This is a genomic window from Fulvimarina pelagi HTCC2506 (assembly GCF_000153705.1).
Lineage (GTDB): Bacteria > Pseudomonadota > Alphaproteobacteria > Rhizobiales > Rhizobiaceae > Fulvimarina > Fulvimarina pelagi.
In genome coordinates this window covers 3,358,067-3,372,804 of sequence record NZ_DS022272.1, presented here as the reverse complement: position 1 = coordinate 3,372,804, position 14,738 = coordinate 3,358,067, and the positions used below count along the sequence as shown (strand labels likewise).

The following is a 14,738-nucleotide window of genomic DNA, read 5'->3' as shown; positions in this document are numbered from 1 at the left end:
CTATGTCTGTCGTAGCTACTGCCTAGATAGCAACTAGGTAGGAAATAGGTCCGCATACGACGACTTTCTTGGGGCACCCTGTCGGACGGTAGAGGGGCGATCGACATTGTCCACAACCCGCAATGCGGCATTAACCATGCTGCAAAAAGAACGGCTCCTCAGACTCGACTCCGTCACCGCTCAGCCCCATAGTTCGAGAACCGGCCCGCAATCCGTGGTCCGGCTCTCATGTCAAGTCGCAGGCGTCTGTTTGACAGCGGTCGCCGGCGGAGTTGGAGCTCCACCAGCGACCTGACCAACTGACCTGGTAGGAGATCAGTATGGCTAAGGCGCTTTTCGCGCGCACGCAGCGAGCGTGCAAGCATTTTTCTCAAGACAACACTATGGACTCCCGTCCATGCGGCGGAGATGGTCCGCGCTCGACCGACGGAATGGCGCTGCCGAGCGAACCGATCAACCTTCCGGATGACGAGATCCGCGCGCTGGTCGACGACTTGGCGCGCAGGGTCGTTGAGGGTTCGATTGCGACCGCACAGCGTCCCGACGAAGATCCGATTCTGCGAGATTTCTCGCCGATCATTTCGCTCGGAAGGTCCCTCGCGATCAGATCTGGCCAGCTGTTTCCGGACATTGTCGCGGCGATTCTCGAGCGTCGCGATTACATCGTGCTTCGCGAGCACCGGTTGCCGTTGACGAAGACCGGCGACAGGCTGGTCCGGTCGAACAATTTCGTTGGTGACGTCGCTTTGCCGACCGATGACGGCATCGTGGATCATCTTGACTGTGATCTGATCGTCATCGATCCGATCACGCGGTTCGCAACGATCCTCGAATGCATACGCGGCACTGCCGCCTCTTCCTCGCAGCGTAAGAAAAGCCTGGTCCGGAAGATTCGGACAGTTGCTTTGAGCGCCCGCGCAGCGCTCACCGAGAGTGGGATCCATGTTGGCAGCGTGACTGGCGGAATCTACGATCGCTATGGAACGGCGGGATATAACGAGGACGTCACGATCTCCGGAAAGCGGATCGACGAATTCTTCGGTGCCGACATCTACAGTGCACTCGAGCTGTTCGACGAAGCGGTCTACTCTCGCCTAGCTAAGTCGATCCCGACCGTACTCGGACCGCTCCTGGCAAGCTTTGCCGACCGGACTGCTTATACGGATAGTAATACCCGCAATGCTTCGCCGTCGTACCCCGCGCCTGGTCATGAGAACGAACCGGACGTGAGCGCTTCGATCTCGTCGAAACCGACGCCGACGCCGACGCCGACGGATGTCGGGCGGCTCGTCAGTCCGCTCGCGCAGCGAGAGCTCCATCGCGGACGCGGTCGGACCTTCTCTGAGGTCTCGCGGCGTACCCACTGAGCGCCGCTTATTCCCCAATTCCCTTCTGACGAACCGCACGCGGGGCTAAGTCCGCCGCGCGTTCCGTTCCCATCCCGAGGTATTTTCTATGGAGCACCCGTTCCAGCCAGCGGCGAAGCCGTCTTCCATTTTGCTTTCCGATGATCGTTCGGCAACCCAAAATATCCAGCATCTCGACAACGCGTTCCTGATCGGCGCGGCTATTCGTCTCTCACGCCACCGGCTCTCGCGGTGTCACGCCCGGCGAATGCGCAAGCAACTCATTCGTCTCGCGGAGCGCGGAGACGCAACCGCGCCGGTCGTCATCTCCTGGCTCGACCGCCGGGACCCCTGGATCGCGAAGCGGGGTATCTGATATGAGACACTCCCCTTATACCGCGCCCGGTATTCCCGTCGATTCTGAAGAAGACGACATCGAGACGCTCGAGCGACTTACGGCCGATCTTCGCCGCTACGCCGCGGGCAACGGGCCGACCGGTGCCGAACTTGCGGCCGCCCCACTTCTTCGAGTGGTTGCGACACAGCCAGACATGTCGACGCTACGCCTGATTGGGAACGTTTCCGGTCATCCTCACTGCGGTCCGGGAAACATTGTGACGTCGCGGATATACGCGGTCGATCGGTGTGGAACATGGGCGCGGAGCTACTCAAGGCTTTACACTATCGCTCCGTTTTCTCGGTGGCAGCAATGAGCCGGAACAGGTCACGGCGGATAGGCGATCTCGCTCGAACCAATGACCGTAGCTTTTCCGATGATCACAACGCTAACGCCCACCGTGTTGCGTCTGAACGTGCGGAGACGACGGATCCGGTCACAATGTTCGTTCGAAGACAAATTCGAAGGCTTATGGACAGCGTCGATCTCGAAGCGGGGCGAAAGTTGGTCGTCCTCCGCTGCCCTCCCGCAGCATCTGTCGTCGTCGGCGAGGTTCTCCTGGAAGACCCAGACCGATTCGATATGCTTCCGTTCGTGCCGGAGATGAGTGATGCCCTCCGCCGGATGCAGAAGAACTCGCTCGTGGTGATGGCGTCCCCCGGTGAAGAGATCGCTCTATACGAAGATGCAGTCTTGAACTTTGTTTATACAAAAGCAGAGGCTGCGCGGATTTTCGAAAAAGCTTACGGCGTCCGACGCCCGATCGGCTGTCCGACGCTGGCGGACTTGCGCCGCGTCATCGTTACAACGACTGAGACGGACACGGCGCACGCAAGACTATCGTTGATCGCGTCACAGACGGGCGCGATCGAAGAGGAACAGAAACGGAAGGCGGAGGAAGCAGATCGCTACCGGTCGGCGCACCAAAACCGTCAGCAGGCGCGTTCGTCTGAGAACGCTCACACTGAACTCCATTATCCTGTCTCTCCTCGTGCATCTGAGCTGACCGGCTATGGCGATGCTGGTGACTGGGCGAAGGATTTGGCGATCGACGTTTCCGCTCTGAAGCACGGGAAGATCGCTGGCGAGGATCTTGATCGCGGCGCTTTGTTCTATGGTCCGCCAGGTACCGGCAAAACTCTCCTTGCACGTGCAATCGCGGCCGAAGCAGACATACCCATGATTTTAGGCGGATATTCGATCTGGCTCGACAACAAGGATTCTCGCGGTGACACGGCGATCAAATTGATCCGCGAGGCGTTTCGCGTGGCCCAGGCAAATGCGCCTTGCATCATCTTTATCGACGAAATCGATGCCCTCGGATCGCGCGGACAAAACGGGAATAATGAGAGCTGGTTTCGCCCGTTTATCACGACACTTCTTCAGGAAATCGATGGTGCGATGAACTCGCCGGGCATCATCGTCATTGCCGCAACCAACGATAAAGACAGCGTGGATCCGGCTCTACAACGTGCCGGACGTCTCGACCGCGCGTTCGAGATCGGGCTTCCGGACGAGACCTCTTTGGCGGGCATTCTCCGTTACCATCTCAACGACATCGATAGTGCTGCAATCGAGTCCGTCGCGGCGGCGCTGGCGGGTTCAGTGTCCGGCGCAGACATCGCGAAACTCGCAAGAGAGACGCGGAGAAAGGCTCGGCGATCGGGAGGCATCCCAACTGCGCAAATGCTGATTGAAGGGGCTTTGCCACCCGACGATCGATCTGAAGAAGAACGTTGGCGCGTCGCTGTCCATGAAGCTGGACATGCCATAATCGGAGCGGTGTGCGGACGCGTTCCCGAGTTCCTCTCGATCGTCAGTAAAGATGGGACTGGCGGACGCGTTCGCTTTCGTAAATCCGTTTCCGTGATGCCGGGCGCTTTGGAAGCGCAGGTTCTGACGCTACTCGGTGGACGAGTCGCCGAACTCGTCGTTCTCGGTTCATGCAGCGCAGGTGCTGCATGTGATCTTGCCGAATCAACAGCGCTTATCGCCGCTAACGAGACGTCCGGTATGGGCGATTGGCTGTCAGTCGGCGAGGTCTCCCGGGAAGCTATCGAGCGACGGCTGCGGAAACTTCATGCAGAGGGAACGCTGATCGCCTTACAACATAAGAATGAACTCGTGGAACTGGCGAAGCTCGCGATGGACAAACGGATTCTTTCGAGCCGTATGCTACGTTCGTTCCTTAAGAGCCATAGTATGCCGCTCTTCTCATCCAAGGTAACGCATCTCGAAAACGTCGCTCCCGGTCTGCCCTCTAACCCCACGGAACACCCCCGTTACTCTGCAATTTGTTAACACTTTTCCGCAATCACGAAACACGGAAACGGTTTGAATTAACAATTTTGCCATTTTCTATCAGATGACGACGTCATCGTTCGGGTGGTGACGACGTCATCGTTCGGGTGGTGACGACGTCATCGTCTTTCTGTTATAGGAGGATTTGAAGGTGTGCGGCCTGAAACGAATTCAGTGAGCCGATGAGAAAAAAAGATTTATCATCGCGTCAACGTCGCGCGTCAGCAAGATACCGTCAGAGGCGACGTGATGCTGGCATCCCCGCAGGGCCTCGTATCGATCGCGAGATTGCAGTGCTTTTGCTTTCGCATAACCTTCGCCTATCAGGTGACTTGATCGACCGACATCGACTGCGAGAAATCTGTCAAGTTGTCGCGCGTCGCTGTCAGTCGCGATCAGAGAACGTCATAAATGCGCACGCTCAGGTCGTGGAGGCCGTGAGGGCCCGCGCAGAAACCCTTCTCGCGCAATCATCGGTCTCCACCTTTTTCGAGCAGGAGATGAACGCAGCCATCAATGAGCCAGACACCAAATAGGAAACTGGACGCCTCTAAAATCCTATCCTTTGTGATTCTATCGGCCTGATCGAGATCGGGAGAATGGAATGCGCGGTCAGCCTGGGTTCTGGGATATCGAAGGGCGCTATGGCCGCCTGAGCGATGCTGGCGATCCGCTCGAGAAGCTGAACACGATTGTTCCGTGGGAAGTCTTTAGGAAGCCGCTCGTCAAGGCGCTGCAGCGTTCGGACGGCGCGAAGGGTGGCGGACCGCCTTACGATCCGGTCCTGATGTTTAAGGTCCTAGTCCCCCAAGCGCCGTATAATCTGTCCGACGATCAATCCGAGTTCCAGATCCATGATCGTTTGCCGTTCATGCGGTTTGTTGGGTTCGGTATCGCCGACGAGGTCCCGGACGCCAAGACGATCTGGTTGTTCCGCGAGCATCTGGCCGAGGCGGGCGCGATCCAGAACCTGTTCGCCTGCTTCGACAAGCATCTCGCCAAGGCCGGCTATCTGGCGATGGGCGGACAGATCGTGGATGCCACGATCGTCGCGGCGCCGAAGCAGCGCAATACCGAGGAGGAGAAGGCCGCGATCAAGGCCGGCGAGGTGCCGGAAGCCTGGAAGGACAGGCCTGCCAAGCTGCGCCAAAAGGATCGCGATGCGCGCTGGACTGTGAAGTTTTCGAAGGCCAGGTCGGCGGCGGAGGGAAAGCCGCAGCCTATCGACATCGCCGTCCCGGCATTCGGCTATAAGAACCACATCTCGATCGACCGTCGTCACTGCTTCATTCGGGGCTGGTCGGCAACGAGCGCCGCCGCCTGGGACGGCGCGCAATTGCCGGAGGTTCTCGATCGCCAGAATACGGGTTCGAAAGTGTGGGCGGGTACCGCTTACCGATCGAAGAAGAACGAGGACTGGCTGGAGGGTAGCGGCTTTACGTCGGACATCGACCGCAAGAAGCCGAAGGGCAGACCGATGAGTGAACGCACCTCACGCGCCAATGTCCGGCGCTCGGTGATCCGCTCGAAGGTCGAGCACGTCTTCGCCCGTCAGAAGGGTCCGATAGGCGCGTTTATCCGGACCATCGGCATCGTGCGCGCCGAGGCGAAGATCGGGATGGTCAATCTTGCCTACAATCTCACGCGTTTCGTTTGGCATCAGGGGCGAAGTGCGTCCGCATGACCGCGAAAGCGCCAATCATGCGGGTGGAAGACAGCCTGTACATCCTGAAAAGGCCTGAAACGCGAAGCTTCCGGGCTGGCGCGATCCCAATACACTGCTCAGGCCGTGTACTCCCGCTGAAAACCGAGTTCATTCGAGGTGTCCAAGTGTGTGAGGTCACGTTCGATGTCTGTGCGGACAATGTGCACCTGAGCCCTTCCGATCAAACGTTTGCAGAAAAACTAAATGAGCAGTAATATAGAACAGAGCCGATCGTATGCTTTGCATGATGAGAGCCGTAGCTCACCAGCGCACGCTGAGACACTCTCGCTTCACAGATGATTAAGACGATCTCTAGCAATTTATAGCCGCGCGCCTTCTTGGCTCATACTTCGCGGAGGTCCATCTCTCATCTCAAAATACATGCCCCCTCTAGCGTCAAAGACTACTCGTTTGATGATGGTACGCAGAGCGACCGCAACGTTTCTACGCAACACAAAAGTTTCATCTTGTTTCATTTGTCGGTAGAATTTGAAAAAATCGTCGAAAGCTTTTTCTGAATTTTCCGATTCGAGAAGCTTCGCTGCTTGCTTCTTGCTCTTGATCACAGCGTCAGCTGATTTCAACTGCGCTTCGAGGTCAGCGATTCTTCGAGGGACTTGCTGGCCAGCAAGTTCGCCGGTCTCGACCAGCTCAATCAAACGGCTCAATCGCTCAGCCAAATTATCACGCTGAACCATCAGTTCCCCGAGATCGGCTTCCGGAATTTTCTCTGATCGATCTTGGAATGCTTCGCTGCAGAGAATTACTAGCCCGTTCTCAAGCATATTGTAGTCGTATTTGAACGAATTACTACAGCCTCCTTTTAATCGCGAGGATCCACACTGCAAAACGGTCATGCCTCGGCGCCCCTTGTTCATATAGTGCATCCCTCCTCCGCATTCTGAGCAGAAGGCGATGCCAGAAACCAGGTTGCGCACCTTCCCGGCCGGATGGCGCACCGAACTCGAAGCACGTGCGCGTGTGGCCGCGAGCGAACGATAGAAGGTCCTTTCGTCGACAACCGCTGGAAAATAGTCGTCCACAGGCTGGTACGCGGGCGCTATGCGTGAAGCGGCGCCAGGGACAAAACGGCCAATGGTCGCTTCGTTTCCAAGCAGCTTTTTGACATAGCTGTCGTGCCAATATCGACCACGTCCGAACACAGGTACTTTCTCTGAGTTCAGCGCAATCGCGATAGCCCGAGAACCCATTCCGTCGATAGACATCGCAAAGATGCGTCGGACGACGGTCGCCCTTTCGGCAATGAGGCGGTATCCATCCGCGTCCTTCTCAAGCCACGCAGGACAAACTCGGGTCATAGCTTTCCGCTCGGTCAGAGCCAGTTGCCTCTTCCGGTCCCACGCCGCTCCAACACGCTTTGCCTTAATGCTCGACTCTTCATGTGCCCTCATCATGATCACGATTGAAATCATCAACTCAAAGGGACGCTCGCCAACGGAGTCGCTCGAATAGAGGCGTCCATCGCCTAAGGTCACGATGATAATGCCGCGGTCGAGGAGGGTTAAAAACAGCCGTAGAGCGACGAGGACTTTTTCCCGCGATAATCGGTCTAGGCTTTCAACAAGAAGATAAGAGCCCGTGGGAACATCGCCTCGATCGACTTTGGCGATAAACGAGCCGAGCGCTGCATCGTCGAGGCGCTGGCGACCTCTAAAAGCTGATCGACCTTCGTCTCGCAACGTTTCGTCGAGGTCGAGCCCGTTGGAGTCAGCGTAGGCGCGTGCCGGCTCCATCTGGCGTCGAAGCGAATCGCCAAGACGCTGTTCGGGAGTAGAGAAGCGAATGTAGCTGTACGCTTTTGGCATTACGTGCACCGGGGTCTCAGCCTGTTCCGAATTCCGCAGGCACATAGCTTACAATAGATAATATGAGGCATACAATGCTGATGGTAGGGCCGCCCGGCTCCGGCAAGTCGATGCTGGCCCAGCGTCTTCCTTCGATTCTCCCGCCGCTCGGCGCGCGCGAACTTCTCGAATGCTCCATGATCGCATCGATCGCAGGCGAGCTTTCGGGTGGCAAACTGTCCGACCGCCGCCCGTTCCGCGCACCGCATCATTCCGCCTCGATGGCGGCCATGGTGGGTGGAGGCCTGCGCGCAAAGCCGGGCGAAGTCTCGCTTGCGCACCGGGGTGTGCTCTTCCTCGATGAATTTCCGGAGTTCAGCCCTGTGGTTCTTGACTCGCTCAGGCAACCCCTCGAGGCGGGCGAGAGCGTCATTGCCCGGGCCAATCATCGGGTGACCTACCCGGCCAAGATGCAGCTCGTCGCGGCGATGAACCCGTGCCGATGCGGGATGGCGGGCGAACCCGGCCATACCTGTTCGCGCGGCGCCAAGTGCGCGTCCGACTACCAGGCCCGCATTTCAGGTCCGCTTCTCGACCGGATCGACCTCAGGGTCGACGTCCCGGCGGTAACGGCGAGCGATCTCATTCGGCCCCATGCCGCCGAGACCTCCGAAACCGTGAAGGCGCGGGTGCTCGCAGCCCGTGCTGTTCAGGCCGAACGCTATTCGGGGCTTGGCCTCGCCGCCGAAACGGTCAATGCCCATTGCTCGGCCTCGATGATCGAGACGATAGCCGAACCGGATGCCGGGGGCCGCCAGCTGCTCAACGATGCTGCGGAACAGATGAAATTTTCCGCGCGCGCCTATCACCGCATTCTGAAGGTCGCGCGGACACTTGCCGATCTCGACGGCAGCGAGATGGTCCGCCGGATTCATCTCGCCGAAGCGATCTCTTACAGGGTCGCCGGCGAGCGGCTCCCGGCTGCAGCCTGAAGAACGGCGCAGCCCGCTTCTACGAAGAGCGAGCTTTGCCTTCTGCATATATCAGGCTCTCAGGGAGCCACCCGTCGCCCTTTCGACATTGGCTACGATCTTGTCCGAGACCGTCTCCAGGTCTTCCTCCGTCAGCGTCCGCTCAGTCGGCTGCAGCGCGACCTCGATAGCGACCGACTTGTTCCCCTCGCCAAGGGCACCGCCGGTGAAGACGTCGAAGACGCGGACTTCGTTAATGAGCTTCTTGTCGGCCCCGGCCGCAGCTTTGATGATCGCCTCTGCCTCGACCTCGCTACCAACGACGAAGGCAAAATCCCGACGTACGGGCTGCAGCGTCGAAATGTCGAGGACGGGCTTCGTCTTGGTCGCCTTGCGCTTTGGCTCCGGCAGTGCGTCGAGGAAGACTTCGAAACCGCAATGAGGCCCTGCAGCGTCGAGTTGCTTCAGCACTTTGGGATGAAATTCGCCAAATTCGGCGAGAACGACTTTCGGCCCGAGCTTCAAACGTCCCGATCGCCCCGGATGATACCAAGCGCTCGCCTCGCGATCGATCATGAGCCGCTCGACGGGAGCACCGGCGGCTTCGAGTACCGAAAGCGCATCGGCTTTCGCGTCGTAGATCGAGACCGCCGAAGCTGCCCCGCTCCAGGCACGTCCTGGCCCCTCTAGTCTAGCCGTACCGCGGCGGACACCGCCGGCGACGCGCTTCTGGTCGCCCGGCGTGTCGCCCTGGTAGACGCCGGCGACCTCGAAGATCGCGGCATCGCCATGTCCGCGCGCAGCGTTGCGCGCGGCCGACGAGATCAGGCCCGGTAGGAGAGAGGGCCGCATGTCCGACATGTCGGAAGAAATCGGATTGGTCAGCCGCAAGGCGTTCGATCCGCCACCGAACGCTTCGGCGTGTTCGCGCGGGATGAAGGTGTAGGTCACGGCCTCCACCATACCGCGCGTGGCCAAAGCCCGGCGAGCCGCCCTTTCGCGGATCTGCGCGAGGGTCAAGATACGCGTGTTGACCGAGCCCGGCGCAGCGAGCGGTTCTGGCATAATTTCATCGACGCCGACGATCCGCATCACCTCTTCGACGAGATCGGCCTTGCCGTCGATATCCGGTCGCCAGGTCGGCACGGTGACCCGGACGTCGGCGTCGCTCTTTCCCGCCTCGACTTCGAAACCGAGCCCTTCGAGGATCGCACGCTGCCGCTCGGGGGCGACGTCGAGCCCGGTGAGCCTGCGCACTTCTGTATAGGGAAAATCGATGATCGACATTTCGATCGGCACGACGCCCTCGATCACGCGCTTGGATGCCTCACCGCCGCAGATCTCGAGAACGAGCTTCGTCGCAAGGTCGAGACCCGGTTCCATTTGGGCCGGATCGACGCCGCGCTCGAACCGGTAACGCGCGTCGGATACGATACCGAGCGAGCGTCCGGTGCGCGCCGTCGCCAGCGGGTCCCACAGAGCGGACTCGATCAGCACCTCGGTCGTCGTTTCGTCACAGCCCGAAGCTTCGCCACCCATGACGCCGGCGATCGACTCGACGCCGTTCTCGTCGGCGATGACGCAGACCGTTTCGTCGAGCTCATAGGTCCGCTCGTCGAGCGCGATCAGCTTTTCACCAGCCCTTGCCTGCCGAATTGTCAGATTGCCGTGCACCTTTGCGGCATCGAAAACATGGAGCGGCCGGGCGCGATCGAAGGTGACATAGTTGGTGATGTCGACGAGGGCGTTGATGGGACGCAGGCCGATCGCCTTCAACCGCTTCTGCATCCACTCCGGAGAGGCGCCGTTGGTGACCCCCGAGACCTTCCGCAGCGCGAAGCCATGGCAAGTTCCGGTCTCGACACTGACGACGACTGGGCAAGCCCCTGTCCCCTCGATCCGTTCGATCGGCGGCGTCTTTACAGTGCCGAGACCCGAAGCGGCGAGATCGCGCGCGATCCCGGCCACCCCCATCGCATCCGGATGGTTGGGTGTGAGATTTATTTCGATCACGGGGTCTGCGAGTTCGGCATAATCGGCGAACCGGGCGCCCACAGGTGCTTCGGCCGGCAGATCGATGATCCCATCATGCTCTTCGGACAGTTCCAGTTCGCGTTCGGAGCACATCATGCCGAAACTCTCGACACCCCGGATCTTCCCGACGCCGAGCGTGGTATCGAGGCCCGGAACGTAATCGCCCGGCCGGCCGAGCACGCCGACAAGACCTTTGCGTGCGTTCGGGGCGCCACAGACCACCTGGATCGGCTTGCCCTCGTTCACGTCCGGGCCGGCCTCCACCATGAGCACGCGCAGCTTGTCGGCATCGGGGTGCGGCTCGGCCGAGACGACCCGGGCGATCCGGAATGCGTTGAAGGCTGCACGATCGTCGACACTCTCGACCTCAAGCCCGATCGCAGTCAGCCGGTCGCAGATCTCGGCCAGCGTGGCATTGGTCTGAAGATGATCCTTCAGCCAGGACAGGGTGAACTTCATTGGGCTTCGTCCCACAGAATAGATGCGGCGCGTTCACCGGTCGCGCATGAGACGCTGGTGGACGCTAGAAATTGTTCGCTCGACGGACCTTCAGACGATTACGGGAACGGCCGTTCCCGCTGGCGTGTTCACAACGGGCTCGAGCGCACTCTAGGAGCCTTTGCGGCAACGGCGAGCGATACGCACTAGAACAGGCAAAGGAGGAGAAGCAAGCCGAAGGGCATCATGCAACGACCGCATCCTCAGTCTTCGGAGCGACCATCTTTCCGCCCGCCGCCCAATGGGGCGTCTTCGCCCTCCGCACTGCCCGTCATGTCGCTGGCTACCCGGCGGACTGCGGCATTCGCATGAACAAAGCGATAGGTAAGCAGCGCGATCGCCGAGAAGAGAAGCGTCATGAAGATCAGGACAACCGTCGAGTGACCGCTTTCGAAGGCGAGACCGAAAAACGTCCAGGTAATGACCGTCCCGACGAGAAGGCATGCGAGCGCAGCAGGCGTCGCAGGAAGTTTCTGGTAGATGATCGAGAACAGGACGACAGTTGCAAGGGCTACGATCCATCGGCCTGGTGAGATGAAAAGATCGAAAAAGCTATCATCGAAGAAGAGAGCCGATACTCCGTCGAAAACGAGTTTTCCGATGATCGTGCCGGAAAGGACGGCAATGATCTCGAGCGTGAGCGAACGCGGACTCATCAGGTTTCGGCCTTATCGTTAAGCAGTCGGAAGGAAAGCGGCGGGTTTCCGTCTGGTTCCGAACTAGCATCGAGCCGGCGTCAGACAACCGTGGGCATAGGCATGGGAGCAGGGACGATGGGAACATCATCGGCCATGATGACTGCATGGGATTACGGCGCAGACACCCACTGCCTGTCGTCATAATATCACACGGATCGCGTGCTCGTTAGGCGATGGAGGCGCGATGCGTGAGCTTTAACGCAAGTTCCACGCAAGCCATGCTAGCACTGCAGCATGATCACGATCCTCCGCCCCGCTCTTGCCGCCGCCCTCGCGTTTTGCCTCGCGGGTCCCGTTCATGCCGCTGTCGAGGCGCTCGATCCGCGACCTGAGATCAGCTTCCAGGCCGATGCCGATCCCGGCACGATCGTCGTCAAGACCGCCGAGCGCAAGCTCTATCTCGTCACGGGACCCGGCAAGGCCATGGTCTACGACATCGCCGTTGGCAAACCGAGCGAGCAGTGGTTCGGCAAGAGCTGGGTCTCACGCAAGCGGCGGGCGCCCACCTGGGTTCCGACGCCGTCGATGCGCGAGCGGAACCCCCGCTTGCCGCAGTCGATCGGCCCCGGACCGAAAAACCCTCTCGGCGAGCGTGCCATCAATCTCGGTTGGGGGGCTTATCGCATACACGGCACCAACAATCCGCGTTCCATTGGCAGTGCGGCCTCGGCGGGCTGCTTCCGCATGCGCAACGCCGACGTGAAGGATCTCTTCGAGCGCGTCCATGTGGGCGCTGAAGTCCGCGTCCTGCGGTAAAGGCCGCGAGCGCTGCAGCACAGGGTTCTTCAAACTTCGGCCATGCTTTTCGTGTCCTAGCTTTCTAAGGGGATACGAGGGGTTCAGCCGTGGTCACTCCAACAGCGCGCGCTCTTTTCGCCGGCGCAATCGTCGCGGGTGCGATGGGCGTTTCCATGCCGGCATTTGCCCATCCGCACGTCTTCGTCGAATCCAATGTGGAGATCGTCGGCGACAAGACCGGCCGATTCACCGCGATCCGCAACGTATGGCGCATGGACGAACTCTTTTCGTCTTCGGTCGTGGTCGATTTCGACAGCAATGCCAACGGCGCGCTCGATCCGGCGGAACTCGATGCCGTCGGCGAGACGATCCGTCAGTCGATCGTCGACTGGCGCTACTACACCTTCGCCGAACTCGGCAGTCGCGACGTGAAATTCACAGATCCGGACAAGGTCCATGCGATTTTCGAGGAAGGCCAGCTGATCCTCTTCTTCGAGATGCCGGTGGCGGAAGAGATCGATCTTCGAACGCAGCCCATCAAAGTCTCCAATTTCGACGAGAGTTTCTTCGTCGCCTTCGACTTCAAGGATGTCGACGCCTTCAAGCTGATCGGTCTGCCGGACGGCTGCCGCAAGGCACTGGACGTTCCGGACGAAGACGAAGCTGCGCAGGAGTGGATGGACAGCATCGCTTCGCTCGGACCGGACGAAGAGGTCGGCGAAGAAGGCGGCCAGTTCGCCGACGTCATGGCGACTCGGCTCGAAGTCTCCTGCGGGGCACAGAGTTGAGCGCGAAGCAGGTTGCGCGGGTCCTCGCCGGCGGCGTTCTCGTCGCGATGGTTCCTGTTGCAGACGCACTCGCCAAATCCTCGCTCGGCATCGGCACGGCGGACAGCACCGCTCCGGTCGGGGACGGCCTCTTCTCCGGCATATTCACCCAGATCGCGGTGTGGCAGCGCGAGTTCTTTTCCGCGCTTCGCCATGCACTCGTCGGTCTGAAACGCGGGGACGACGCTCTTTTCTATCTGGTTGCCCTGTCGCTCGCCTACGGTATTTTTCATGCCGCCGGTCCGGGCCATGGCAAGGCGGTGATCTCGGCCTACATGCTGGCGAGCCGGGCTCAGTTGCGACGCGGCATCCTGCTTTCCTTCGTATCGTCAGGCGTCCAGGGCCTCACGGCGCTCCTCGTCGTCGGTGGTGGATGGTATCTGCTGCGCGGCACCGGCATCTCGATGACCGACGCGACGAACGGCGCGGAGATCGCGTCCTATGCGCTCGTCCTCCTCGTCGGACTCTATCTGCTCGTCAAATCAGTGGGAAAGCTGATGCGGGAACCGATCGTTAGAGGGATCGCACAGCGCAGCGTCGGACCTGTCCAACGGCTTTACAAACGCAAGCCGGAGACCGGGCTCTCGCTCGCCTTTTCCGGCGCGGGCATGGCGGATTGGCGCAGCGCGGATGACGCGCGCTCTCCGGGCGCCTCGCGATTTGCTGCGGCCGAGGCCTTCGAAAAGGAGACCGTCTGCGCCGAAAGCGCGGAGGCCTGCGACTGCGGCCGGGCGCACATGCCGGCGCCCGAAGCGGTATCGCAACCGCTGACGCTCCGATCCGGCCTCGCGGCTGTCTTTGCCATCGGCCTGCGCCCCTGCACCGGCGCCATCGTCGTTCTGACCTTCGCGCTCTTGAACGAACTCTACGCCGGCGGCGTCCTCTCGGTCTTCGCCATGTCGCTCGGTACGGCGACGACGGTGTCCGCCATCGCGGCGATCACCGTGCTCGGTCGCGGCGGGCTCGAGCGTTTCGGCCGCAGGACACGCTTTGCCGGGATGCTCGGCAGGAGCCTTGAGGTTTCAGGCGCCCTCCTCCTGACACTCGTCGGGCTTGGCCTCCTGGGCGGCGCTCTCGCGGGCTAGACATTCGGGGCCCGAGTCCGAGGGGCATGTCAGCCCGCAAATGCGGCAAGGGCAGCTTCGACTGCCGGACGGAAGAGTACAAGCCCCATCGGTGCGAAGCAGAGCATGAGAACGTTGAAGACGACAACGCACCAGACGATTTTGTCGCCGCGCGACATGGGCTGTCTGGAGGGTTCCGGTGGATGCCACTCGTTCTTTTCGTCCAGGAACATCGCGAATTGCGCTCTTTTCATCCGCCGAAACAAAGACGTATCCCGAAAAGCGGTGATCTCAGTCTAGCGGTTATGAAGTTTCCTGTCATATCGCCGGACGAAGGCAATTCGACGCGTGGGT

General features: G+C 60.1%; 11 protein-coding genes and 1 pseudogene. 8 read left to right on the top strand and 4 right to left on the bottom strand.

Annotated elements, in window-relative coordinates:
- Positions 1–383 precede the first annotated feature (383 nt).
- The 4 genes from FP2506_RS15630 (at position 384) to FP2506_RS15615 (ending at position 5,728) form a co-directional block, all read left to right on the top strand.
- Positions 384–1,367, top strand: a complete 984-nt coding sequence (locus FP2506_RS15630; protein ID WP_007068543.1) for a hypothetical protein — start codon at positions 384–386, stop codon at positions 1,365–1,367.
- A 356-nt stretch (positions 1,368–1,723) separates the two neighbouring features.
- The gene (locus FP2506_RS19580) at positions 1,724–2,059 is read left to right on the top strand and encodes a DUF6634 family protein (RefSeq protein ID WP_369407267.1); all 336 of its coding nucleotides are present in this window, start codon (positions 1,724–1,726) and stop codon (positions 2,057–2,059) included.
- Between the two features lie 287 nt (positions 2,060–2,346).
- Positions 2,347–4,044 (top strand): AAA family ATPase, encoded by a 1,698-nt coding sequence (locus FP2506_RS18155; RefSeq protein WP_187289064.1) that lies wholly within the window; start codon positions 2,347–2,349, stop codon positions 4,042–4,044.
- Positions 4,045–4,648: 604 nt separating this feature from the next.
- The gene (locus tag FP2506_RS15615; protein WP_007068540.1) at positions 4,649–5,728 is read left to right on the top strand and encodes an IS5/IS1182 family transposase; all 1,080 of its coding nucleotides are present in this window, start codon (positions 4,649–4,651) and stop codon (positions 5,726–5,728) included.
- Between the two features lie 341 nt (positions 5,729–6,069).
- Here the strand turns inward: FP2506_RS15615 and FP2506_RS15605 are convergent, their stop codons facing one another.
- Positions 6,070–7,575, bottom strand: coding sequence for a recombinase family protein (locus FP2506_RS15605; RefSeq protein ID WP_187289063.1), 1,506 nt, complete (start codon positions 7,573–7,575; stop codon positions 6,070–6,072).
- Positions 7,576–7,643: 68 nt separating this feature from the next.
- Between FP2506_RS15605 and FP2506_RS15600 the strand changes: the two are divergent.
- A pseudogene (locus tag FP2506_RS15600) lies at positions 7,644–8,546 on the top strand (YifB family Mg chelatase-like AAA ATPase); the annotation flags it as partial.
- Positions 8,547–8,597: 51 nt separating this feature from the next.
- On the opposite strand, the gene pheT reads toward FP2506_RS15600, so the two are convergent.
- Together pheT and FP2506_RS15590 are read right to left on the bottom strand one after the other, a co-directional pair.
- Positions 8,598–11,018: a phenylalanine--tRNA ligase subunit beta gene (gene pheT / locus FP2506_RS15595; RefSeq protein WP_007068536.1), complete on the bottom strand. Its 2,421-nt coding sequence runs from the start codon at positions 11,016–11,018 to the stop codon at positions 8,598–8,600.
- Positions 11,019–11,260: 242 nt separating this feature from the next.
- Entirely contained in the window at positions 11,261–11,713 is a 453-nt protein-coding gene (locus tag FP2506_RS15590) for a hypothetical protein (RefSeq protein WP_007068535.1), read from the bottom strand.
- 276 nt (positions 11,714–11,989) lie between these two features.
- On the opposite strand from FP2506_RS15590, the gene FP2506_RS15585 reads away from it, so the two are divergent.
- From FP2506_RS15585 to FP2506_RS15575, 3 genes are all read left to right on the top strand, one after another.
- Positions 11,990–12,511 (top strand): L,D-transpeptidase, encoded by a 522-nt coding sequence (locus tag FP2506_RS15585; RefSeq protein ID WP_007068533.1) that lies wholly within the window; start codon positions 11,990–11,992, stop codon positions 12,509–12,511.
- A gap of 89 nt (positions 12,512–12,600) precedes the next feature.
- Positions 12,601–13,281, top strand: a complete 681-nt coding sequence (locus tag FP2506_RS15580; protein WP_007068532.1) for a DUF1007 family protein — start codon at positions 12,601–12,603, stop codon at positions 13,279–13,281.
- Positions 13,278–14,405 (top strand): nickel/cobalt transporter, encoded by a 1,128-nt coding sequence (locus FP2506_RS15575; protein WP_007068531.1) that lies wholly within the window; start codon positions 13,278–13,280, stop codon positions 14,403–14,405. The genes FP2506_RS15580 and FP2506_RS15575 overlap by 4 nt, the downstream gene beginning before the upstream one ends.
- 29 nt (positions 14,406–14,434) lie before the next feature.
- Here FP2506_RS15575 and FP2506_RS15570 read toward each other — a convergent pair whose 3' ends face one another.
- Positions 14,435–14,617, bottom strand: a complete 183-nt coding sequence (locus FP2506_RS15570) for a hypothetical protein (RefSeq protein ID WP_040489190.1) — start codon at positions 14,615–14,617, stop codon at positions 14,435–14,437.
- Positions 14,618–14,738: the final 121 nt, after the last annotated feature.